The organism is Paenibacillus sp. S-12, assembly GCF_030363895.1.
In the GTDB taxonomy this organism is placed as follows: Bacteria; Bacillota; Bacilli; order Paenibacillales; family Paenibacillaceae; genus Paenibacillus_B; species Paenibacillus_B alvei.
Map to the genome: position 1 here is coordinate 278,449 of NZ_JASIUF010000005.1, position 24,192 is coordinate 302,640.

Annotated in this window: 16 protein-coding genes; 15 read left to right on the forward strand and 1 reads right to left on the reverse strand. The window is 49.4% G+C overall.

Annotated features, from left to right (window positions below; genetic code table 11):
• Positions 1 to 21: 21 nt before the first annotated feature.
• Genes addB through NO352_RS04065 form a run of 4 tightly spaced genes read left to right on the forward strand, consistent with a single transcriptional unit; the run spans position 22 to position 12,780 of the window.
• Positions 22 to 3,630 (forward strand): helicase-exonuclease AddAB subunit AddB, encoded by a 3,609-nt coding sequence (gene addB / locus NO352_RS04050; protein ID WP_289354957.1) that lies wholly within the window; start codon positions 22 to 24, stop codon positions 3,628 to 3,630.
• Positions 3,611 to 7,948, forward strand: a complete 4,338-nt coding sequence (locus NO352_RS04055; protein WP_289354958.1) for a UvrD-helicase domain-containing protein — start codon at positions 3,611 to 3,613, stop codon at positions 7,946 to 7,948. The genes addB and NO352_RS04055 overlap by 20 nt, the downstream gene beginning before the upstream one ends.
• Before the next feature lie 36 nt (positions 7,949 to 7,984).
• Entirely contained in the window at positions 7,985 to 9,184 is a 1,200-nt protein-coding gene (locus NO352_RS04060) for an exonuclease SbcCD subunit D (protein ID WP_268622522.1), read from the forward strand.
• Complete coding sequence (locus NO352_RS04065; RefSeq protein WP_289354959.1) at positions 9,181 to 12,780, forward strand: AAA family ATPase; 3,600 nt, start codon at positions 9,181 to 9,183, stop codon at positions 12,778 to 12,780. The genes NO352_RS04060 and NO352_RS04065 overlap by 4 nt, the downstream gene beginning before the upstream one ends.
• Before the next feature lie 272 nt (positions 12,781 to 13,052).
• On the opposite strand, the gene NO352_RS04070 is transcribed toward NO352_RS04065, so the two are convergent.
• A complete protein-coding gene (locus tag NO352_RS04070; protein WP_289354960.1) occupies positions 13,053 to 13,814 on the reverse strand; it encodes a class I SAM-dependent methyltransferase in 762 nt (253 codons plus the stop codon).
• A 208-nt stretch (positions 13,815 to 14,022) separates the two neighbouring features.
• Here NO352_RS04070 and NO352_RS04075 point away from each other — a divergent pair, with 208 nt between their 5' ends.
• From NO352_RS04075 to NO352_RS04125, 11 genes are all read left to right on the forward strand, one after another.
• The gene (locus tag NO352_RS04075) at positions 14,023 to 14,553 is read left to right on the forward strand and encodes a hypothetical protein (protein ID WP_289354961.1); all 531 of its coding nucleotides are present in this window, start codon (positions 14,023 to 14,025) and stop codon (positions 14,551 to 14,553) included.
• Positions 14,554 to 14,741: 188 nt separating this feature from the next.
• Entirely contained in the window at positions 14,742 to 15,092 is a 351-nt protein-coding gene (locus tag NO352_RS04080) for a histidine triad nucleotide-binding protein (RefSeq protein ID WP_005547923.1), read from the forward strand.
• Between the two features lie 183 nt (positions 15,093 to 15,275).
• Positions 15,276 to 15,449: a 30S ribosomal protein S21 gene (gene rpsU / locus NO352_RS04085; protein ID WP_005547957.1), complete on the forward strand. Its 174-nt coding sequence runs from the start codon at positions 15,276 to 15,278 to the stop codon at positions 15,447 to 15,449.
• A gap of 15 nt (positions 15,450 to 15,464) precedes the next feature.
• Positions 15,465 to 15,908: a GatB/YqeY domain-containing protein gene (locus tag NO352_RS04090; RefSeq protein ID WP_005547959.1), complete on the forward strand. Its 444-nt coding sequence runs from the start codon at positions 15,465 to 15,467 to the stop codon at positions 15,906 to 15,908.
• A 238-nt stretch (positions 15,909 to 16,146) separates the two neighbouring features.
• On the forward strand, positions 16,147 to 17,514 hold the full coding sequence (locus NO352_RS04095; RefSeq protein WP_262867002.1) for an NfeD family protein: 1,368 nt from the start codon (positions 16,147 to 16,149) through the stop codon (positions 17,512 to 17,514).
• A 74-nt stretch (positions 17,515 to 17,588) separates the two neighbouring features.
• Entirely contained in the window at positions 17,589 to 18,584 is a 996-nt protein-coding gene (gene floA, locus NO352_RS04100; protein WP_005547965.1) for a flotillin-like protein FloA, read from the forward strand.
• 10 nt (positions 18,585 to 18,594) lie between these two features.
• Entirely contained in the window at positions 18,595 to 19,125 is a 531-nt protein-coding gene (locus tag NO352_RS04105; protein ID WP_289354962.1) for a hypothetical protein, read from the forward strand.
• Positions 19,126 to 19,387: 262 nt separating this feature from the next.
• Positions 19,388 to 19,681, forward strand: a complete 294-nt coding sequence (yqfC, locus tag NO352_RS04110; RefSeq protein WP_005547970.1) for a sporulation protein YqfC — start codon at positions 19,388 to 19,390, stop codon at positions 19,679 to 19,681.
• Positions 19,678 to 20,910 carry a sporulation protein YqfD gene (gene yqfD, locus NO352_RS04115; RefSeq protein ID WP_262867004.1) on the forward strand — a complete coding sequence of 411 codons (1,233 nt, stop codon included), beginning with the start codon at positions 19,678 to 19,680 and terminating at the stop codon, positions 20,908 to 20,910. Before yqfC ends, yqfD begins: the two co-directional genes overlap by 4 nt.
• Positions 20,911 to 20,930: 20 nt before the next feature.
• Positions 20,931 to 21,899 (forward strand): PhoH family protein, encoded by a 969-nt coding sequence (locus NO352_RS04120; protein ID WP_005547976.1) that lies wholly within the window; start codon positions 20,931 to 20,933, stop codon positions 21,897 to 21,899.
• Between the two features lie 15 nt (positions 21,900 to 21,914).
• Positions 21,915 to 24,185 (forward strand): HD family phosphohydrolase, encoded by a 2,271-nt coding sequence (locus NO352_RS04125; RefSeq protein WP_289354963.1) that lies wholly within the window; start codon positions 21,915 to 21,917, stop codon positions 24,183 to 24,185.
• Positions 24,186 to 24,192: the final 7 nt, after the last annotated feature.

Genomic DNA, 24,192 nt, shown 5'->3' on the forward strand with positions numbered 1-24,192 from the left:
CAGGGAAATGGAGGGATCACTTTGCCGTTGCATTTTGTCATCGGTCGTTCCGGCAGTGGCAAGACGGAGCATGTATTGAGACAAGTACGAGATGAGCTTCGGAGTAAAGCGGACGGGACTCCGATCATATGGATAGTGCCTGAACAGGCAACTTTTCAAGCAGAACATGCGCTCATTCGCGAGGAAGGAATCGCGGGCATTATGAGAGCGCAAGTGCTGAGCTTCCGTCGTCTTGCGTATCGGGTAATGCAGGAAACGGGCGGCACAGCACTGACTCCTATCAATGAAGAAGGCAAGAAGATGCTGCTGTACAAAATCTTGCAGCGCCGCAAGTCGGATTTGCCTTTATTCGCTGGTGCGGCGGAGCAATTTGGATTTATTGAGAAACTAAATGATCTCTTTGATGAAATGAAGCGATATCGAGTGGAACCCAGTGAGGTGGATGAGCATCTCGCTTTTTTGGATGCGCATATGACCGGCCAGCCGCTGCTGTCCGCGAAGTTGCGAGACATATCCAGCATTCTGCACGAATTCGAATCGGAATTGGCTGGCCGCTATTTGGATGGCGAAGATGTGCTTGCCAAGCTGTCCGAGGGGGTTGCAGCATCGAAGTATGTAAAGAATGCCGATATTTGGATTGACGGGTTTCATGGATTTACCCCACAGGAATATGCAGTTCTCGCTTCCCTTATTCTTCATGCGCCTAATGTGAACGTGACGCTGTGTCTGGACAAGGCGTATGAGCTAGGCGAGGTTCCGCATGAGCTGAACTTGTTCCACCCGACGGCTACTACGATGCTGAAGCTGCGCGAAATCGCCGACACCCTCGGTGTAGAGATCGGGCGCATCACGAAGCTGGAGCCGCAGGAAGATCCGCTTCCACGTTATGCGGCATCGCCCATGCTCGCTCATCTGGAGCGGAACTTCGAGCGCAAAGTAAAGTATCGCGAGTCGGAAAATGCCGCCGCGGCAAGCAAGATCAAGGATGGGCATCCGCCTGCCCGTAAAGATGAACAGGAGATTACCGTGCAGGCTGCTGTTCATCGCCGCGCAGAGGTTGAAGCGATAGCTAGAGATATGCTGAGCCGTGTGCGCAATGAACAAGTCCGCTGGAGAGACATGGCGGTTATGGTGCGAAATATTGCGCATTATGGCGAGCTGATTGATACGGTGTTCACGGAAGCGGGGATTCCATACTTTACGGATCAGAAGAAATCAGTTTTACATCATCCTTTTGTCGAAATGACGCGGGCTGTGCTTGATATATTGATAGGCAATTGGAAATACGATGCTGTATTTCGATTTGTCAAAACAGACTTTCTGCTGCCTGACGACGCCTCGATAACAAGAGAGCATTTTGACAAGCTGGAGAACTATGTGCTTGCTTGCGGCATTGAAGGGACGATGTGGACGAATAAGCGTCCGTGGCCCGCGATGCCAGACCTGTCGCTCGATCCGGATCATGCCGACGGAGCGGCGGAGCGTACGGAAGAAGAAGCCGATGCTGCGGAAAAACCAAAACATGCGCCAGAATGGGTGGAGCATTGCCGCAGCATCATTGCCGAGCCGATTGCCGAGCTTGCACGCTCGATGAAGGCAAGCTCGAATGTGCGAGGCATGTGCGAAGCCCTGTACTCCTTCTGGATGGCGCTTGGCGTACCTCACAAGCTGGAGCGCATGAGTCAGGATGCTCTGCTTGATGGGGATGTCCAGTTATCGCGGGAGCATCGGCAAATATGGGGCTCGCTCTTAGACATTTTGGATCAAATGGTTGAAATGGTTGGCGAAGAGAAGATGAGTATAGAATTGTTCGGCGGCATGCTCGATACTGGATTCGAGAGCATCAAAATGGCGCTTGTGCCGCCTGCGCTTGATCAGGTGCTCATTGCTTCGATGGATCGGACAAGACCAGGCCAAATTATGCATTTATATATGTTAGGCGTAAATGATGGCGTTATACCAGCGCGGCCGATTGAGGATGGAGTGCTCACCGAGCATGAACGGGATACGCTGCAGCAAATTGGCATGGAGCTTGCGCCGGGCGTTCGCCGCAAGCTTTTGGATGAGCGTTTCTTAATCTATCAATCTTTTGCTACTCCCAGCAGAAGTTTATGGATTAGTTATGCGCTCGCTGATGAAGAAGGAAAGACCCTGCTGCCGTCCGAGGTGGTGCGGCATGTGCGCAGTATGTTCCCGCGTGTGCAAGAACGGCTCGTCATGGCTGAGCCGAACGAGTTTATGAATGAACAGGAGCAAGCGGAATTCGCCGTCTATCCAGAATCTGCGCTCAAGCACTTGATCGTCCAGCTGCGTCAATGGCGTCAAGGAAGGCCGATCGCTAATGTGTGGTGGGATGTATACCGCTGGTTTGCAGCGCAGCCAGCTTGGCATGATCGACTGAAGGTGCTGATGAGCTCACTCTTGTATCGCAATCAGGCAGAGGCGCTAACTCCGGTAACGAGCCGTCACTTGTACGGCACTGCTTTGCGGACGAGTGTGTCTCGCATGGAGCGTTTCGTTGCCTGTCCATTCTCGCATTTCGCTTCCCATGGCTTAAAGTTGAAGGAGCGTCGAGTATATCGATTGGAGGCGCCGGATATTGGGCAGTTGTTCCATGCGGCACTCAGCCGTTTTGCGATAGATTTGCAAAGCTCGAACCGCACATGGGCGGCTCTGTCTGCGGATGAATGCCGGGCAGAAGCGGATCGCATTGTAGATATGCTTGCTCCAAGGCTGCAGGGGGAAATCCTGCTGAGCTCGAAGCGCTATGAGCATATTTCCCTCAAGTTGAAGCGAATTGTAGGACGTGCGGCTTCTGTGCTTGGGGAGCATGCGCGAAGAGGCCGTTTTGAGCCGATTGGGCTGGAGTTGGATTTTGGGCCAGATAAGCTGCTGCCGCCGCTTCGCTTCACACTTAGCAATGGATGCACGATGGAGATCATCGGCCGCATTGACCGAGTCGACAAGGCGGAAAGCGAGCGAGGCGTTCTTCTGCGGGTGATCGATTACAAATCAAGTGCGACAGATTTGAAGCTGCAGGAAGTGTATTATGGGTTGTCGCTGCAAATGCTCACTTATTTGGATGTGTTGATCACATATGCGGAAATGTGGCTTGGAACGGCGGCATTGCCTGCAGGCACACTCTATTTCCATGTTCACAATCCGCTATTGCAGGCTGCGAATGGAATGAGTGTGGAGCAAGCTTACGAGCAAATGATGAAGAAATATAAAATGCGCGGACTCGTCCTAGCGGATCGAGAGGTAGTGTCCTTGATGGATGAGCCGCTTGAAAAAGGATATTCGGACGTTCTTCCCGTAGCGGTAAAGGCGGACGGTTCGTTTTACAGCAATGCCTCTGTTGCAACTACAGAACAGTGGGATATGCTGCGCGGAACGGCACGCTATGTGATTCAAGATATCGGAACCCGCATTACCGATGGCGACGTTCGCATTGATCCGTATCGCCTTGGTACAAAGAAGGCGTGTGATTTTTGCAGCTATAAACCTGTATGCCAGTTCGATGAGTTGACCGAGGGCAATGAATATCATGTATTGCCGCGGATGACGAAGGAAGAAGTATGGATGAAGATGGAAGGAGGGGAAGACGAGGATGGATCAGCGCGAAAATAAGAACGAAAGTGAGATTCTGGACGATAAGCAGGATCTGGAGCTTGATTTGCTGGATTGGGTATCGTCTCGTTCGGATGAGAATCAGGCATCGTCTACAGTAAGGGTGCTTCCAGGCAAGCCGAAAGGGAGCACCTGGACAGACGAGCAATGGCGCGCTGTCGTCGACGGGGGGCAAAATGTGCTTGTCGCTGCTGCGGCCGGTTCAGGGAAAACAGCTGTGCTCGTTGAACGCATCATCCGGACGATTCGTGATGAGGAGCATCCTGTTCATGTCGATCAGCTGCTTGTCGCAACGTTTACAAAAGCGGCCGCATCTGAAATGAGAGAGCGGATTCGGCTTGCTCTGGAGCGGGAATTGGAGGCAAAGCCGGATTCAGAGCATCTTCGCCGTCAGCTGGCGCTATTGAATCGTGCTTCCATCACAACGCTGCACTCCTTCTGCCTTGAAGTGATTCAACGTCATTTCCAATCTGTGCAGCTTGATCCGGCTTTCCGGATTTCGAATGAAACCGAGACAGAGCTGCTGCGGCAGGATGTATTGGAAGAATTGTTCGAGCAGCGCTATGCAGACGGACACGTGGAGTTCAAGCGAATGGTTGATTGGTTCAGCGGAGAACGCAGCGATGAAGCTGCATTTCGCTTAGTTCAACAGCTGTATGACTTCTCGCGCAGCCACCCTTGGCCGGATGATTGGATGAAGGAAATGGCCGCTTCGTTCGAAGTGAAATCGGTGGACGAACTGGGTCGTACGCCTTGGGTGGCGAGCGTCATGCAGGATGCACGCTTGACCTTGAACGGAATTGTAGAGCTGCTGCGGCAGGCGTATCGATTGTTGGATGCCCCTGGCGGACCTGAACCGTATCGGGAGGCACTTATTCAGGAGCTGTCAGGAGCAGCGGCCTTGGCCGAGGCGGCTGAGAATGAACCGTGGGAGAAGCTGCATGCTTCATTTGATCTGCTGTCGTTTGGTCGATTGGCTGCGTGCCGGGGGGATAAGTATGATAAATCGCTGCAGGAGCAGGTGAAGCGTCTTCGCGATCAAGCAAAAGCTCGGCTTCAGCAGTTGCGGGACGAATTGTTTCGCAGAACTCCGGAGCAATTTTTGCAGGAACTGACTGTCATTGCACCAGTTATGCATACGCTCGCGGATGTCGTGATTGAATTCGGCATACGCTTCGAGGAAGCCAAACGCAAAAAGGGATGGCTTGATTTTTCAGATTTGGAGCATTATTGCCTCCGCATTCTACGTGATCCGAGCTCGACGCCGGATCACACCATTCCATCCGAAGCAGCCAGACAGTATGAAGAGCAGTACGTTGAAATTTTACTTGATGAATATCAGGATACCAATATGGTTCAGGAAGCGATTGTGAATCTGATTACGCGTTCCGGCGCAGGTAATCGCTTTATGGTTGGAGACGTGAAGCAAAGCATTTATCGCTTCCGTCTTGCTGAGCCAGGGCTGTTCCTGAGCAAATATGAATCGTATTCTTCAGACAGCAGCGAGCATAAGGGAATCCGTATTGACTTAGCGCGCAACTTCCGCAGCCGACAAGGGGTCGTCGATGCAGTCAATATGCTGTTCCGACAAATTATGAACGAGCGAGTCGCTGAGCTGAAATATGATGAGGCCGCTGAACTTGTATGCGGCGCTTCCTACCCGACGTTGGAGGATATCAGCGAGGAATTGCGCGCCGCTCAGCGGGAACCCGATAGGGAGCAGCTTGCAGAGCGCCAGAACTATGCAACCGAACTGGTATTGATTGAGAAGGCGAGCGCAGGGGCAGACACGGAGGCTGCTGCAGATGAGAATGAGGATGAAGAGTCGGATATGGATGGATCCTCAGCGACTTCGCTTGACCCGGCTGAAATGGAAACAGCCCGCCTCGAAGCGAGGGCAATTGCAGGGAGAATCCGCAGACTGCTTGGGGATGAAGGGACAGAACCGTTTCTGGTCTACGACAAGCACTTGAAGCGTATGCGTCCGGCGACGTATCGGGATATTGTGATATTGCTGCGAGCGACACAAGCCTGGGCGCCGCTCATGGTAGAGGAGCTTAGATTGGAAGGCATTCCTGCATATGCCGAGTTTAATACGGGCTATTTCCAAGCTACCGAGGTTGAAGTTGTGTTGTCATTGCTTCGCGTGATTGATAATCCGCAGCAGGATATCCCGCTGGCGGCTGTTCTTCGCTCGCCTATCGTTGGACTTACGCCAGAAGAGCTGGCACATATTCGGCTTGTAGGGAAAGGAATCTCCTTCTATGACGCAGTATGCAGAACAGTGCAAGATGAGGGGGGAAAGCAAGCTGGAAACGATGCCTCAGAGGCTTTAGACCTGCAGGACAAGCTGTACCGCTTCCTATACAAGCTGGAGCATTGGCGAATAGCAGCTCGTCAAGGAAGTCTATCGCAGCTCATTTGGCAGCTGTACCGGGAAACAGGCTACTATGAATGGGTAGGTGGATTGGCAGGAGGCATGCAGCGCCAGGCCAATTTGCGTGCACTGTATGATCGGGCGCGTCAATACGAATCCTCCTCCATTCGCGGTTTGTTCCGTTTTCTTCGCTTTATTGATCGTATGCGCGACACAGGCGGGGACTTGGGAACTGCCCGCGCATTAGGGGAGCAAGAGGATGTTGTCCGGATTATGACCATCCACAAAAGTAAAGGCTTGGAGTTCCCCATTGTTTTTGTTGCGGGACTATCGAAGCGTTTCAATCAACAAGATTTGAATTCTTCCTTTTTGGTGCATAAGCAGCTTGGCTTTGGGCCGAAGTTCGTTGATGAAGAGCTTCGAGTTTCTTATCCGACGCTGCCAAACTTGGCGATTCGCAGACAAATGAAGCTTGAGCTTCTCGCAGAGGAGATGCGTGTCTTATACGTCGCCTTGACACGGCCTAAGGAGAAGATGATTCTAATCGGCACCGTCAATGATCCAGAGAAGGCCATTCGCGAGTGGGGAGAGGCTCTTGATGTAGTATCCCTGCTGCTGCCTGATTACATGGTTGCGCGGGCACGTTCCTACATGGATTGGATCGGCCCGTCTGTCATTCGTCACAAGTCTGCTTCTGAATGGCGCCGCTATGCGGGACTTCCGAATCGCAATGGCGAATGCCTGTTGGAGGATCAATCGGAGTGGCGCCTGTCGATTATGTCCGCAGCAATTCTTGCTTCAGGCACCGCAATTGGCGGGATGGAACTGGATGAAGATAAGGCAGATCTGCTTGCAGCATTGGCGCGGCTGGAAGTGCAGGAGGAGATGCCGGCAAGTGATTGGCAGGCAGTATTGGATGAACGCCTTAAATGGCGTGATCCGAATCGGATTGCTAGCCTGCTGCCCGCCAAGACATCGGTGACGGAAATGAAGCGGATGGCAGCATCAGAAGAATGGCCGGCTGATCAATGGGTTGCTGAGCCTGACACTGAGCTTTTACCTATGTTGGAAGAGATAGTGGAAGGCGGAGCTTCAATCGAAAATGCTCCATCCTTGGTGATACCGAAAGGGGACAGTGCATCCGCATCTTCTCCTGCTAACAGCGAAGAGGGATTCACCCTGCATTTGCAACGCCCTAAATTCATGGAGGCAAGCAAGGTGACACCTGCGGAACGGGGAACCATGTATCATTTGCTCATGCAACATATGCCTCTTCATTCGGATGTAACAGTAGATACGGTTAGAGCTACGCTGCTGCACTTGGTTCAGCATCAATATATGTCGGATAAGCAGGCGGAAGCAATCGATCAGGCTGCGGTTGCTGGCTTTTTCCAAAGCGAGGTGGGCCGTCAATTGGTTCAGGCATCATGGGTGAAGCGGGAGCTTCCATTCAGCTATGGGCTGACGGCAGCTGAAGCGTACACAATTGAGCTGACGAGACAGCTGCATTTCGGTTCTGGAAAATTGACGCTTGAGCAAGACAACATTGAGCCGGATTCTGTTGAGCAAGGGACACAGTCTGGAGAGGTTGATTCGGTAGAGATAGTGAAGGAAAACAGCCGCCAACAGGAGAAACAGTCAATTGAGCGCTTTGTCGCAACCTCCACCTTCGCGGCACGAGATGCTTCTGGCTTGCTTGACGAGGAGACGGTGCTCGTCCAAGGGGTCATTGATTGCATGTTCGAGTGGGAGGGACAGCTCGTGCTGCTTGACTATAAGACCGATAAGGTGCTTGAGGATCGGGGCGGTCTGAAGGCCTTGACGGAGCACTATCGCTTCCAGTTGAATTTATACGCGCGCGCAATTGAGCAGATCTTCCATCGCCCAGTCGACCGCAAGGTGCTGTACTTTTTCGATGCAGGGCAGGCATGTGAACTGTAATCAATTGTTATCGCAGATAGGGAAGGAGAGACAACCATGCGTATCTTGCATACGGCGGATTGGCACTTTGGGCGAACGCTGGAAGGGAGAAGCCGTCTGAATGAGCAGGCAGCTTTTGTTGATGAATTCGTGCAGCTCGCGGATGAGGAGCAGGCAGACCTAATCTTGATCGCAGGAGACATATATGATTCAGTCAACCCGCCGGCAGCGGCAGAGCAACTGTTCTATGAGGCGGCTGCTAGATTGTCGCGCAGCGGCCAGCGGCCGGTAGTGATTATATCCGGTAACCATGATCATCCAGATCGGCTGTCTGCGTCTGCACCGCTCGTTCATGAGCTTGGCGTAACGCTGATTGGGCAGCCAACTTTAGAAGCAGTTACAATCCATTGTGCCAGAACGGGGGAAGATGCAGTTATTGCAGGGCTGCCTTATCCGTCTGAGGCGCGATTGGGAGAACTGCTTACCTCTTCAAATGAAGAGCATGAGCTGCGCAGCGCATACAGTGCGAAAGTGGGTCAGCTGCTGCAGCGTCAGGCTATGCATTTCCGTCCATCCGCAGTGAATCTGATTATGAGTCATCTATATGTCCTTGGCGGATTGGAGACGGATTCTGAACGTCCTATTCAGGTAGGGGGAGCATATACGGTCGATCCAAGTGTATTCGCCTGTTTGGGGGCTCCTGCAGCGCCGCAGTATAGTGCGCTCGGCCATTTGCATCGGCCGCAGGCAGTCAAGGGGCCTGGTGTAATTCGGTACAGCGGATCACCGCTCGGCTACAGCTTCTCTGAGGCTGGTCAGGCGAAGTCGGTAACTTTGCTCGATCTGGCTCCGGGCATGGAGGCTGTGCCGCAGGAGCGATTCCTGTCTTCGGGCAAGCCGCTCATAGAATGGAATGTGCGCGGCGGATATGAAGAAGTGCTCCGTTGGATTGAGGAAGGTAGAGATGCTGGGGCATGGCTGGACGTTCGTATTCATCTTACGGAAGCATTGACTATGGAACAAATTCAAAAGCTGCGCCGGATACATGAAGGGATCGTCAATATTCGTCCCATTTATCCAGAAATCGAACGAATAGCAGCAGAGGAAGGAAGGCGCAGTGAACTCCCTGTGCATGAACTGTTTCGGCGATTCTATGAACGTCAAACTGGGGGAGCCAAGCCCGACGATGCACTGGTTGACTGTTTCCTGGAATTGATTGGAGAAGACGGATTGGAGAAGGAAGGTGAAGGCGCGTGAAGCCAATCGAGCTGAAGCTTGCAGGATTGCAAAGCTATCGAGAAGAGCAGTGCCTCGACTTCCGGACACTGTGCGAAACCGGACTATTCGGCATATTTGGCCCGACAGGAAGCGGCAAATCCACAATATTAGATGCGATGACGCTTGCGCTGTACGGGAAGGTGGAGCGAGCAACCAATGGTACACAGGGCATTTTGAATCAGGCGGAAAATCAATTGTCTGTGGCTTTTACGTTTGAGTTGAACGGTGCCGGTGAACATAGAATGTTCCGCGTTGAGCGGAGATTCAAGCGTACAGGCGATATAACGGTCAGCAATACGGTCAGTCGATTTGTCGAGATAACATCGGAAGGTGATGTTGTCTTGGCTGATAAGCTGGCTGAGGTGACACGCTGTGTAGAGCAGCACATTGGGTTGAAAATGGATGATTTTACTAGGGCAGTCGTCCTTCCGCAAGGGAAGTTCGCAGAATTTTTGTCGCTCAAGGGAAGCGATAGAAGGCAAATGCTTCAGCGCCTCTTCTCGCTCGAAAAATATGGAGACGAGCTTTCCGCACGTATTTCCCGCCGAGCGAAGGCAGCCGAAGCTGAGCTAATGGCTTATTCGGCTGAGCAGCAGGGCTTGGGGGATGCGTCGAAGGAGGCTTTGGCTCTGGCAGAGCAGGTGCTGACTGAAGCGTCCCTGCATGCTGAGCAAGCGAAGGAGGCGAAGTTAGCTGCTGATCGCCAATACCATGAGATGGCTGAACAGCGTGATCTCCAGCAGGAGCATGCGCGCATCTCCCTAAGAATGGCTGAACTACATGCTGAGGAGCCGATGCGTGCGGATGAAGAGTTAAAGCTGAAGCGAGCGAAAGAGGCAGAGCGGATTGCTCCCATGGCATTAGAAGCGGAGCAGTTGAATGTGAAGCAGAACATGGCTGAGGAGGAGCGTAAAGCGCATGAGGAACAAGCTCGTCTAGCAGTGTTTGCAGCAGAGAAAGCGATGTCCGATGCAGAGGAAGCCAAGAGGATTCAGGAACGCGAGGAACCGGAACTGCTGCGACGAAGCGAGCAGCTTCAGGAGGCCGTTCGCCTCCAGCATGAATGCGATCGTCTGCGCAAGGAGGAAGGCGAGTGGAAGCTCCGTATGGAGAACGCGCATGCGCGGTATACCGCTGCTGCCTTAGAAATAGAGCGATCAGAGCAGTTGGTGAAAAAGGCGGGGGTACGCCAAGAGGAGCTGCGGACAATACTTGCGGCTCATCTTAAATCGTCAGAGGAGCAGGAGCAGTTCCATCAAGCCGTATCTCACTATGATAAGATTTCGTTCATGGGGGAGCGGTGTAAGGAGCTCGAGCATACTCGGGTCAAGCATGAATCGCAGACGAATGCAGTCCTCCACAAACTCCAAGACAAGCTGGGAGAGCTGCTGACAGCTGCCGGGGCGATTCGGAACAATATGGAAGATGGGCTGCCAGCAAGGACAGATTGGAGACGAATTCGGGAGCAATTGTCACGGCTCTTGGAGAAAATTGATTCAGCAATGGAGCAAGAGCGTCAAAGCCAGTGGAAGGAAGCGGCGGAGCGGATGGCGGTTCAGCTCGCATCTTCATTGGCGCCTTCCAAACCTTGTCCGGTGTGTGGATCGAAGGATCATCCAGCTCCTGCCCATAAGGAAGGAAGCGCGGAGCTCGCTGTTGATGGAAATGAGCGCTGGCAGCAATGGGAGCAACTGAAGAACTTGTCCAGCCGATTATTGCTGGAGGCAGATACTGAAGCAGCACGCAGCCGTGAACAGTTCGCATCCTGGATGAACCGGCTTCAGGAAGTGTCTGAACGAGCGTCGCAGCTGATGCAAGCACATTTGTCGAGGGCTGCTGAAGAAGGCGGAGCGGATACGGTTCAATTTCCGTGGAGAGACTCGATAATCGAGCTTGCTGCTGCACAGTCATTCACGAAAGACGGAGAGATATGGTTCGATGGCAAATCAGAGGGTTCAACGGTTGTAGAACATGCGCAGTTCCATTCAGCAACAGGATTGTCTTCGCCCGAGGAAGTAGTGATAAACGACTTGTCTGTAGTGAGAGCGGAATTGAAGTCTCTGCAGCATGACATGCAATCCTATATTCAGCATACTCGAGAAATGGAAGGGCATATGGATCAGTTGCTGAAGGATGCTGAAGGCAAGCAGTGGGAGCTTCAGCAGCTGTCGTTAAGCTATCAATCGGCCGAGGCATCCTTGCGAGAGGCGGATGGCGCGTGGAAGGAAGCCAAGGATGCACTTTTGAAACAGCGCGAGGCATGGAATGCTCGCTATGTGGCATTTCAATGGGAATTCGAACAGATGGAGACCCTGCAGCAAGAATGGAATGCGAGAGAGGCCGTTGTCAGCGACTGTCGAGAACGTCTGGAGAAGAGCGCAGTATATTTGGAAGAAATGAAGGAACGCATCCTACAGTACACCCAGCAGCGACAAGCTGCGGAAGTGGAGCGCGTTAACGCACAAGCAGAGTGCAACGGTGTTACACGCATGCTGGCTGATTATGAGACACGCTTGAAGCCATGGCTGCAAGAGCAATCGCTTGAAGAGCTTGCAGCAGCAACGTCAGCACGTCTTGCTGAATTGCGCGAGATAGCAAAGCGCACAGCAGATGTGGCAGGTCATGCTCGTGCAGCCAGCGAGGCTGCAGGACGCCAAGCGGCGATTGCTGCGCAGGCTTGGGCGAGTCTGTCTGAACAGGCATCAGTGAGCAGCCAGCGACTTCAAGAACAGTTGGAGAAATCTTCATTCGTAGATGTTGCGGAGGTACATGCTGCTAGAATGGCAGAAGAGCTTGTTGAGAAAGTGGAGAAAGACTTGATAAGCTACAAGGAAGAAGTTCGAGACGTCACTTCCCAGTTGAATCGATTGCAGCAGCGAATAGGAGCTTCGTTCGTTACCGATGAACAATGGATCGCTTGCAGCGAACAGAAAGAAGCAGCCGAAGCAGCCGCTGAAACCGCACTTGCCGGCAAGGCTAAGGCAGAGCGGGATGCTGAGCAATTAAGAAGCAAGCATGCGCGTTGGACGGAGCTTGAAGAAGCGCGTTCACGCACGGAGGAATATGCTGGCCGGTTACATCAGCTGCAGTCGGTATTCAGAGGCAATGCCTTTGTTGAATTTATTGCGGAAGAACAGCTCATGCAAGTTAGCCGTGCCGCGTCAGAACGGTTGAAGTCGCTCACGAAGCAGCGCTATGCATTGGAAGTGGATTCTGGCGGAGGGTTCGTCATTCGCGACGATGGTAATGGAGGCATTCGCAGGCCGGTATCTACGTTGTCCGGAGGTGAAACCTTCTTGACATCGCTAGCGCTGGCACTTGCACTTTCCTCGCAAATTCAATTGCGCGGCAAATATCCTTTGGAGTTCTTCTTCCTTGACGAAGGGTTCGGTACGCTTGATCCCGAACTGCTTGATACCGTCGTAACAGCACTGGAGAAACTGCATTCGGACCGCTTGTCTGTTGGGGTAATCAGCCATGTTCCAGAGCTGAGAGCGCGCTTGGCGAGAAAGCTGGCTGTACTACCGGCAGAGCAAGCAGGACAAGGATCGCGGATTGTGATGGAAATGAATTGAAACGATGTGAAATAGCTCACAGTAACAGTTTCAACAGGCTGTTATAATACAGATAGCCGACATCTAATATTATTTGACTGCACCTCGGTGATCGTATTGTGTCTGCAAACAATCGTGCTCTATGAAGGATAGGCGCAATGCTTGCAGAAACAGTACGCTCACAGCGCTGACGCGCTGCCCGCAAAGCGGGGTACGAGGTGCTCTTTTTTTTAGTAATGTCACAATCCTAGTACCACAGCGTGTTGGCTATCAGTAGTTGAAATCGTAAGTACTTACAGGACGGTAGCCATTAAGATGAATCGGTGCTGCTTCACCTCGAAAAATCCTTCGGTCTGTATCCGATTGTATATTTCATATAGCGGTTCTCGGTAGGAATAGATATCGAAATTAGGAACCTGCCAAGGAATGGCTTTCAAGTAATATACGAGTGCCCCGATGTCGTAGAAGCGTTGTGCGGGATAGGCTTCATTGCTGTACTCAATTTTAAATCCGTTGTTTTCTAAGTCATCAACCGCCGATTGCAGGCACCAATCGTTATATTCCTCGTTTAGCGGAACGCCTAGCATCTCATTAATTTCCGTGCAATCCTGCCCGCCAACTTGTTGTGTCACGAATATACCAGAGTCTACAATTATTCTCCTAACTTCACGAGGGGAGTAGGAATCATGCTTGTTTATGATTAAGTCAAAACTTGCGCTATCAAGCGGCAGTTTATGATCGTCGTCGAATTCCACGACCTTGACTCCGAGCGGCTCGAGTCTCTGCTTCGCTATCGGAACATTGGGCGGGTAACCTTCTGTTGCTGCGATAAGCGGAGGGAAGGGAAGCAGCTTTGACAAAAATTCACCGCCGCCTGTCCCCATATCAAGCGCAGAAGAGGATTTTCTTATGAGAGGAATAATTATGCTCCCATATGACCAAGGAAGCAGTTCTTCTTGCATACGCCCCGTCGCTGAGATAAAGGAAAAATCCCATCCAGAAAAATGCTTATGCGTATCATTCAATAATTGTAAAAACGCAGTATTCTGTTGCAAAATTTGCATCCCCTAACAAAATGGAAAAATTATGAACTTAATAAATATATCATAGTGACTCTTTTTCTGTGTTACCGATTTTGAACGAACATTTCACTGTCAGGAAAATGAAATGTAATTTTTTTGAACAAAGTTGCCTTTACATACACATTTAAGCCCATAGGCGAATACGATGTCGTAGCATGATCTTCCGTATAAGGAGGCACTTATGAAGAAAAGGTCATCTGTTGCAAAGAAATCGGGTACTGTTCAACCGCAAGCGACTATCAGTGCCGATGACAATGCTGCTCCTGAAGTTACTGCGACAGGGAAAGGGAAAGAAAAAGAGTCTATATTCGATCACTGTCAGAAACATATGCATCGTTTTGTGCGTGTGCAAACACATGATGGAGTTGTCTATCAGGCTATTGTAGAGTCGGTAGATCAAAATTATATTAGCTTGGCGGTTCCAACATGCACACATGCAGAGCCAGTGCAGGCCAGTGAAACCAATATGCCAATTGGCAATCTTGTCCCGTATATGGAAATGGAGCGTTCCGCTTACGGCTATTATCCGCAACCCCGTACGCAACCTTATCCATATCCAGGCACACCATATGTAAAAACGCCATTTATAGATCCCCATTTTCCAAGGTATTGCCCAGACTATTACTATCCCTATGGTTATGGCAAACGATTCGGAAAAGTTGTGCTCCCGCTCGCTGGGCTAGCTGATCTATCGCTTCTTCCCTTTTATTAAGAAATCTTTCAATTCACGGTCATTCACGAAAAATGAAAGCTCCGCTATGTATAGATGGAACCGGAGCTATCGATTTTTAGTCCGACTTGGACGAGCTTCTATTTTTTGATATGATAGCGGTATACAATTACGATCCGACAGCGAGAAAGCTAGGGTGTGACGAACTCATACGAGGAGGAATGAAAGAGATGGATTGTATTTTTTGTAAAATTATCGAAGGCTCCATTCCTTCGAAAAAAGTATTTGAGAATGATACTGTAGTTGCTTTCCATGATATTACCCCACAAGCTCCAGTACATATTCTCGTAATTCCGAAGAAGCATATTGCAACTATGAATGATGCTGAAGGAGAGGACTTTGCTCTTATTGGAGAAATTCATCGTGCAGCACAGCAAATTGCCCGTGAGCTTGGCATTGCAGAATCAGGCTACCGCCTGATTAACAATTGCGGGAAGGATAGCGGACAAGTCGTATTCCATATCCACTATCATTTGCTTGGCGGCAAGCAATTGGGTGCATTGGTTGGGCCAACGGCTTAACAAAATACTGCAATGATGATGAGGGGGTTGTGGCTTGATTGCACTTGGGCAAACATTTCCAATGGTGAAATCTCGTCATAATCTTTCCTCATGGTTGACACCTACTTTTAGAATCACATATAATGTAGTTTGATGAACCGTGTTTTTGTTCTTGGACGGTCTGTTCGGAGGGAGGGATAACTGGTGTCTGAAACGAAAGTTCGCAAAAACGAGACAATCGATGCCGCACTTCGTCGCTTTAAGCGCTCCATCGCAAAGGATGGCGTATTGGCTGAAGTTAAAAAGCGCAAGCACTATGAGAAGCCAAGCGTTAAGCGCAAGAAGAAGTCCGAGGCTGCCCGCAAGAGAAAGTTTTAGGAGGATAACGCACCAATGGATCTTAGCCAAAGATTGAACGAAGATATGAAGCAAGCGATGAAAAGTCAAGACAAGTTCAAACTCTCCACCATCCGAATGGTTCGTTCGGCGATCAAGAATGTTGAGATAGATGAAAGAAGAACTTTGAATGACGATGAAGTGCTTGAAATTCTAGGTCGTGAGATCAAACAGCGGAAAGATGCCCTCCACGAGTTCGAAAAAGCAGGTCGAGGCGATTTGGCAGATGGTGTACGGGCGGAGATTGAAATCTTGACGCCTTATCTTCCAGCTCAGCTTTCCGAAGAAGAGATAAAAGTGATTGTACAAGAGACCATCCAAGAGACCGGTGCTTCTTCGAAAGCCGACATGGGGAAAGTAATGGGTGCCCTCATGCCTAAGGTGAAGGGGCGCGCAGACGGCAAGTTAGTCAATTCTGTCGTGCAACAATGTCTGCAATAAACGATCTCTTTGCGTCTATTGACGAAACGATAAAAAACACTCCTTATTTTGAGGAGTGTTTTTTTCTGTATATGTAAAGGTGAAACGCAATGTATAATGTTGACGTATTATTATATGTATTCAAAAGGTAGGTTGTCGCACGGTGGTTCTGCAACATATCCGAATGATCAAGGACTTTTTGAATAGTATGTATCGCATATACTTTACAACAGAATAAGAAAGGGGGTAGTCATCCAGTATGCGGTTTTTGCGAGAAAGAACATTTGGGCTAGCCATCTTGGCTTTGGTCACCATCATGTTGTTGTTCTCCAGCATTCCATTTGTAAGCGCTCAAGCGAAGGCAGACGGAAGATCTGTTCACAATGTAGTTGTCCTTCCGTTGAAGGGAACGGTCAATCCTGTAATGGAATCTTTTCTGTACCGTGCACTTGAGGAAGCAGAGCAGTTGAGTCCTGAAGCGATTATTATCGAAATGGATACACCTGGCGGGGAATTGGAGTCGGCAGGAAAGATCAGTCAAAGAATAATTACTAGTCCTGTGCGTACCATTATGTTCGTAGAAGGAAATGCAGCTTCTGCAGGAAGCTATCTTGCGCTGAGCGCAAATGAGATCGCCATGACGCCAGGCAGTGCAATCGGATCGGCTGCACTAGTTGACAGAGCTCACAATTATGTGGACGACCCAAAGCTAGTAGCGATGTGGGTTAGCAAAATGAAAGCAGTTGCTCAGAAAAATGGACGTGACCCGATTATCGCACAAGCTATGGCTGACTTGCAGGGTTCTTATGAGATTAAGGAGCTTGGACGCACAGTGCCATCTGGAGAAGTGTTGTCATTGAGTTCAGAGGATGCACGTAAAGCCGGATACACTGAATATGTAGCTTCCAATACAACAGATTTGCTAAAGCAGTTGAAGTTGGATCAAGCGAATCTTGTTCAGATTGAACCATCTATCTCAGAACAGATTGCTGCTTTTGTCGTTCATCCTGGCATTGCGACCCTGCTTCTGTTCCTTGGGATTGCAGGCGTTGCGATTGAGCTGTTCGTTCCGGGCTTCGGCGTTCCAGGGATTCTGGGGATTGCTGGATTTGGATTATATTTCTTCGGTCATTATATTGCAGGACTAGCGGGGGTGGAGACCATCGTATTGTTCATTATAGGACTGATACTGCTAGCACTGGAGTTGTTTATCCCAAGCTTCGGTATATTGGGTATACTAGGCTCATTGAGCTTGATAACGGGAGTTGTGCTAGCTGCGAATGATACTGGTCATGCACTGCTGTCGCTAGGTATTGCCTTTGTAGCTGCGTTGGTTGTTGTGATTATCGTCGTTCGGATATTCAAGCATCGAGGCATTTGGAACAAATTCATTCTACGGGACTCCTTGTCGACAGATGAGGGGTATGTATCAAATGTGAATCATACGGAGCTGATTGGGAAGACAGGTCGTGCATTGACGACGTTGCGCCCATCAGGAACGGCACTAATTGACGATATTAAATATGATGTCGTCACAGACGGAGCCTTTGTAAGCCGTGACGAGGCAATTAAGGTTGTGCAAGTAGAAGGGGTACGGATTGTTGTCCGTTCCTTGAACCAAGATTGAGGTTGAAAAGTAACAAATTCTGCGTGTTAGCTTACAGCTTTACACATATAACAAAATAATGGAGGATGATGAGTATGGATCCATCTATCGTAACAACGCTATTAATTGGGGTTGTCATTGTTATCGCGCTAAGTGTATTCTTTAGCTTTTTCCCAGTCATGCTCTGGATCTCGGCAATCGCGTCCGGAGTCAAGATTGGTATTATTACGCTTGTTGCAATGCGCTTGCGTCGTGTCACGCCTAGCCGTATTGTCAATCCGATGATCAAGGCTACTAAGGCTGGTCTTGGCTTGAACATTAACCAATTGGAAAGCCATTACCTTGCAGGAGGTAATGTTGACCGCGTTGTTAACGCATTGATCGCAGCACAGCGTGCTAACATTCATCTTGAATTCGAACGCGCGGCAGCGATCGATCTTGCTGGACGTGATGTATTGCAAGCTGTACAAATGAGCGTTAACCCTCGCGTTATCGAAACGCCTATCGTCGCAGCTATGGCGAAAGACGGTATTGAAGTAAAGGTTCGTGCGCGCGTTACCGTACGTGCTAACATCGAACGACTCGTCGGTGGTGCAGGGGAAGAAACCATTATTGCGCGCGTTGGCGAAGGTATTGTAACAACAGTAGGTTCCAGTGCATCTCATAAAGACGTTCTAGAAAATCCTGATTTGATCTCTCGTACTGTACTGGGCAAAGGTCTGGATGCAGGAACAGCCTTCGAAATCTTGTCCATTGATATTGCGGACGTAGATGTAGGCAAGAACATCGGTGCTCATTTGCAAACCGAGCAAGCAGAGGCGGATAAGCGCATTGCCCAAGCAAAAGCGGAAGAGCGTCGTGCAATGGCGGTAGCGCAAGAGCAAGAGATGAAAGCGCGCGTTGTTGAAATGCGTGCACGTGTTGTAGAATCGGAATCCCAAGTTCCGCTTGCTATGGCTGAGGCACTTCGTGGAGGCAAGCTGGGTGTTATGGATTATATGAATTTGAAGAATATTGAGGCCGATACACAAATGCGCGGCACGATTGGTAAAGCGTCTGATAACAATCATGACAATAAATCGGAAAGCTAGGCGATGAGCCATGGTAATCATTGAGAAGATTATTCATTTCATCACGAGCAATCCGTTAATCGCCATTTTTATTTTAGGTGCGATCTTGTCATCCTTAGGCGGTTCGAAGAAAAAGGACGGCAAAAACCGGATGCCTGATTTTAGCGGAGGCACACGGGGGAGCGAGGATAAAAAGTACAATGAGGATCTCGAAGAGGAGTATAAGGAAGTAGAGCATCAGCCTGCCTATGCGAGCGCAGACAAATCCTCGCCAATTGTACTGACTTCCTCTTCCGACATCTCTCGCGATACGATTGACTCCGATGAAGCACGACTTGCGGAGATGGAGCAGCGTCTCGCTGCAATTGACCGAATGGCTAGCTCCATTTCATCTGGTGCAGGGGTTAAAAAAGGCTCTGCTTCAGCGGCTGTTTCGTCTGTATCGAAGCAGGGCATACCGAGCCGGGAAATCACTTCTGATGAGGTAATGCAAGGGGTCATTTGGTCAGAAGTCCTCGGTCCACCGCGTGCCAAGCGTCCATACAATCAGCGGCAGCGCTAAGTGCTTGATTAACTAAATACGCAAGCTTGTTTGCTATATCATTTATGGATGATGTAAGAACCGAAAGAGCTCCATTTTACAGTATTGGCATATCTGTGCTTATCCTGTAGAGTGGGGCTCTTTTTCTTATTTCATTTCACTATGCTGGGCTCAATCTCTTGGAATATTCCTAGAGGATATCGCACCAAGGCCTGTTCCCATCGTTATAATCACGCCATCCGGCGCATAAATTGTAACGAATAGGAAGGGGGCCCGTCGCAATATGAGTCGCTTTGGCCGCAAATTGAGCAACTGGACAGCAAATTGGCTGGATTTGCCGCAGGATACCTTATCGGATACGCCCCGGTTGGCCATGATTGGGAATCGGCATCTCATCGTTGAAAATCATCGCGGCATTGTTCACTTTTCGAACGAGCTGGTTCGTCTGGCGCTAACCAATGGAGAACTGGAGATAACCGGATCTGAACTTGTGATTCGAGCAATATGGACGGAAGAAATACGTATTGAAGGGACAATAGGCCATATCACATATAAAGGAACGGGGGAATTGAAGTGAAGGCACCTGTATTAGCACATGCGCGAGGCTATGTAAGAGTTCGTATTCGAGGAGGGAGTGCGGAGTCTTTTATCAATTCGGCTGTCTCCAGTCAAATTCAGGTGTGGGATGTGCAACGGACTTCATTCCACGACTTCCAATGTTATGTACTAGTGTCTGATTATTTTAAGCTGAAACCAATATTGAAGCAGACAGGCTGTCGGGTTCATGTTGAACAACGAATGGGCCTGCCTTTTACGATGAGACGAGTTCTGCGACGAAAGTTTTTTCTCATTGGCTTCGCTTTTTTTATGCTCGGATTGTACATGCTCTCTTCACTCGTATGGTCAATTGAAGTAAAGGGGAATGTTCGTATCCCGACAGAACAGGTTCTTGCAGCTGCCAAGGAGCAGGGAATATATCCTTTCCAGTGGACATTCCGACTTCGCGATCCGGATGTAATTGCCAAGGCGATGCATACGAAGCTGAAGGAGGCTTCTTGGATCGGTGTGAATTGGGAAGGGACAAGGGTGGCTATACAGGTCATAGAGGCAACCAAACCTGATGCATTAAAGCTGGTCAACCCAAGACATATTGTGGCTTCAGCAGATGCAGTAGTTACAGATATTATTGCGGAGAATGGACGAGCTGTCGTTGCACGCAATGCCCGAGTGAAAAAAGGCGATGTGCTGATCTCAGGTGCAATTGGCAATGAGACGGAGCCAAAAGATGTGGTGGCAAAAGGAGAAGTGAGAGGATTAGTCTGGCATCAGTATGAGATTTCGTCACCGCTGGTGATGAGACATAAAGTATATACAGGTGAAGAAAAGGAACGGAAATATATTGTTACCGGCAGTCGTAGGCTCATGATAGCTGGCTTCGGAGATATTCCATATGCTCATTATGAACTGCTGCAGGAGGACAACACCCTCCGGTGGAGGCAACTGTCATTGCCGATTGGCTGGATGATTGAAAAAATTAAGGAAGTTCAATTTGCTTCTGAAGAACGGACGGCAGAACAGGCGTCAGAAGCGGGACTTAAGCAGGCAAGAGCAGATGTGCTTGGAAAGAATGGGCCGAATGCCCGCATCCACTCGGAAAAAATTTTGCATCAGAAGACGGACAATGGTAAAGTGGTCATGAAGGTGCTTTTTGAAGTGGAGCAATCAATTGCGGAAGAACTTCCGCTTGTTCGCCAGTTTGAACAGAAATCACAACCGGAATCAGAACCACAAGAACAAGGACACTGAATACAAGGAGACTGAGGTTTTTGTCGCAACAACAGACTGTTAAAATTTCACTGCAAAACGCTGCTGAAGGACTTGCGCTGTTCGGGCCGCAAGATAAGCATCTGCGCCTTATCCAAAGCCGTACGGATGCACTTGTGTCATCGCGCGAAGCAGAGGTTGTCATTACGGGGGAAGCGGAAGAAACTGAAAAATTAGAGCAGTTATTTCTTGTTCTACTCGAGTTGATCCGCAACAATATTATCCTGTCTGAGCGGGATATTATGTATGCAATCGATTTGGCGCAGGAATGGAAGGTTGATGAGCTGCTTGATTTATTCAGGGGTGAAATCGCACATACATACCGCGGCAAGCCAATCCGCGTTAAGACAATAGGCCAGCGGCATTATGTATCCACGATTAAGAAGAGAGACATCGTATTTGGAGTAGGTCCTGCCGGTACAGGTAAAACCTATCTGGCGGTCGTGCTGGCCGTCGTTGCACTAAAAGAAGGAGCTGTCAAGCGAATCGTACTGACTCGGCCTGCCGTAGAAGCGGGGGAGAATCTTGGCTTTTTGCCTGGGGATCTGCAGGAAAAGGTAGATCCATATTTGCGTCCTCTGTACGATGCGCTGTATGATGTCATGGGCACCGAACAGGTGGCAAAGGCTCTTGAGCGTGGACTGATTGAAATCGCACCTCTTGCCTATATGCGGGGGCGGACGCTGGATGATGCGTTCATCATTTTGGATGAGGCGCAAAATACGACGCCTGAGCAGATGAAGATGTTCCTGACGCGGCTCGGGTTCGGCTCGAAAATGGTCATTACCGGGGATATTACCCAAATCGACTTGCCTCGCGGGAAGAACTCAGGCTTAGTAGAGGCAGGGCGGATCTTGAAGGAAATTGATGAGATCGGATTCGTGCATTTTGCCGAGCAGGATGTCGTTCGTCATTCCTTAGTGCAGAAAATTATTACAGCTTACCAGAAGGAAAGCGAAAACCAAGGATAGAGAGGACTGTTCTCTATGCTACAGACAAATCGTTCCGGCAACGGAAATAACAAACGTCAGGTCAATATGACGGGATGGAAGTATAGCGTAGGCGTACGTTTTCTTCTGTTTTTCTTATTAACATTATTATTTTATTTCAGCTTGGCACCGAGTATTTTGCCGGAGAAGCTGGATATTGAAGTCAATGCGAAGAGTGAAAAGGATATCATCGCACCGATTCAAATACCGGACAAGAAGGCAACGCTGAAAGCTCAGGAACAGGCCGCTGAACGTGTACAGCCTATTTACGAGATTATTTCGCTGAAAAATGAGCGATTAATTGACTCACTGTTCGAGAGAATCGATCAACTTAATGATGATGAGCTGATCTCTTACTCACAAAAGATTAGCCTGTATCGTACAGTCATCCCTGATGAGGTTAATAAGTATCTTCGAGAGTTCATGACGACAAGTCGAAATAAAGATACGTATTCGGAAACACTGCTTGACGAAGTGAGAAAACGTATTGACGAGCAGAAGTACGATATTCCCGAGGAGACGTATCTGAAAATTGCACGCTTGTCCAAAGAAGACGTAGCGCAAATGAAGCCGGTGGCCCGTGAGCTCGTGTCCAAGTTGATGGCAGATGCAGTTCCAGATGCCTCTGTGCCTCGAGCCAAGGTGCCGGAATACGTCAATGCGAGCTCGCTTGACAAGCGTTCCGCTCGCGAGGCAGTGCAGGAGCTCGTTCGCCTGTGCATTACGCCAAACAAGTTCTATAATGATGACGCAACGAAGGAAGCGAAGGTTCAGGCGCGGGAAAATACGCCGCCTATCTTCATTAAGCAGGGCGATATCTTTATTAAAAAAGGTCAGCTTATCTCCCAAGAGACTTATGATTTGCTGAAAGAGAACGATCTCTTGAAATCTGAGGTTAACTATTGGCCGCAGCTCGGCCTGCTGATTCTGTCGGTCATGCTCTCGCTTTTTTTGTTTATGTTCATGCGTCAAACGAGTCACACCCATTTCAAATTTAACAACACTCAGCTATTAATGCTTGTATTGATTTTTACCATCAATATTATTGCGATTCATATTATCGGCTACGCGCAGACGAAGGAAATTCCTTTTATAGGCTATGTGGCCCCTACGGCTATGGGGGTTATGCTGATTACCCTGCTTATTGATCTGCCGCTGGCATATCTATGTGCAATCGTATTGAGCTTGATAGCGGGTATTATATTGAACACAGATAAAAGTACGCTGTTTGATTTCCATTTTGGATTTTTCGCACTCGTTTCGTGCTACGCAGCCATATTCGCTATTCATCGCGCCAGCCAGCGTTCAACGATATTGAAGGCAGGCATCATGGTATGCATCTTCGGCAGTGTGACTGCTTTAATGCTGTCCATGTTGTACGGTGAACCGATGAATCAGGGCAATACGATGCTAGCGGCGGCGTTTGCCTTTGCAAGCGGTCTGCTGACCTCTGTGCTTGTGCTTGGGCTTATGCCATTCTTTGAAGTTACATTTGGCATATTGTCTGCACTGAAGCTAGTTGAACTGTCCAATCCAAACCATCCACTGCTGCGCAAGCTGTTGACGGAAACGCCCGGAACGTATCATCACAGTGTAATGGTTGGGAACTTGTCGGAACAGGCTGCTGAGGCGATTGGTGCGAACGGATTGCTGTGTCGTGTTGGGGCCTACTATCATGATATCGGCAAAACAAAGCGTCCAAGTTACTTTATTGAAAATCAAACAAATATGGACAATCCACATGATCAAATTGATCCTAAGTTTAGTACATCTATTATCGTTGCGCATGCACGCGACGGTGCCGAGATGCTGAAGGATTATAAGCTGCCGAAGCCGATACGCGATATTGCGGAGCAGCATCATGGTACAACCTTCTTGAAGTATTTCTACTTCAAAGCGAAAAAGCAAGCAGAAGAGCAAGGGATAGAACCTGATTTTACAGAAGACGATTTCCGTTATCCTGGGCCAAAAGCGCAGTCGAAGGAAGCGGCCGTCGTAGGTATCGCGGACTGTGTCGAGGCAGCTGTTCGCTCGTTACGCCACCCGACTGTTGAGCAGATTGAGTCCATGATTCATAAAATTGTGAAGGATCGTATGGATGACAATCAATTCAATGAATGTGATTTGACACTTCGAGAACTAGATATTGTTGCACAGTCGCTGAAAGAGACGGTGATGGGAATATTCCATTCCCGCATCGAATATCCAGACGATTCGAAGCTGAAAAATAAAGGAACGGACGCAAACGAGGAACCAGCAAAATCTTAATCTGCGA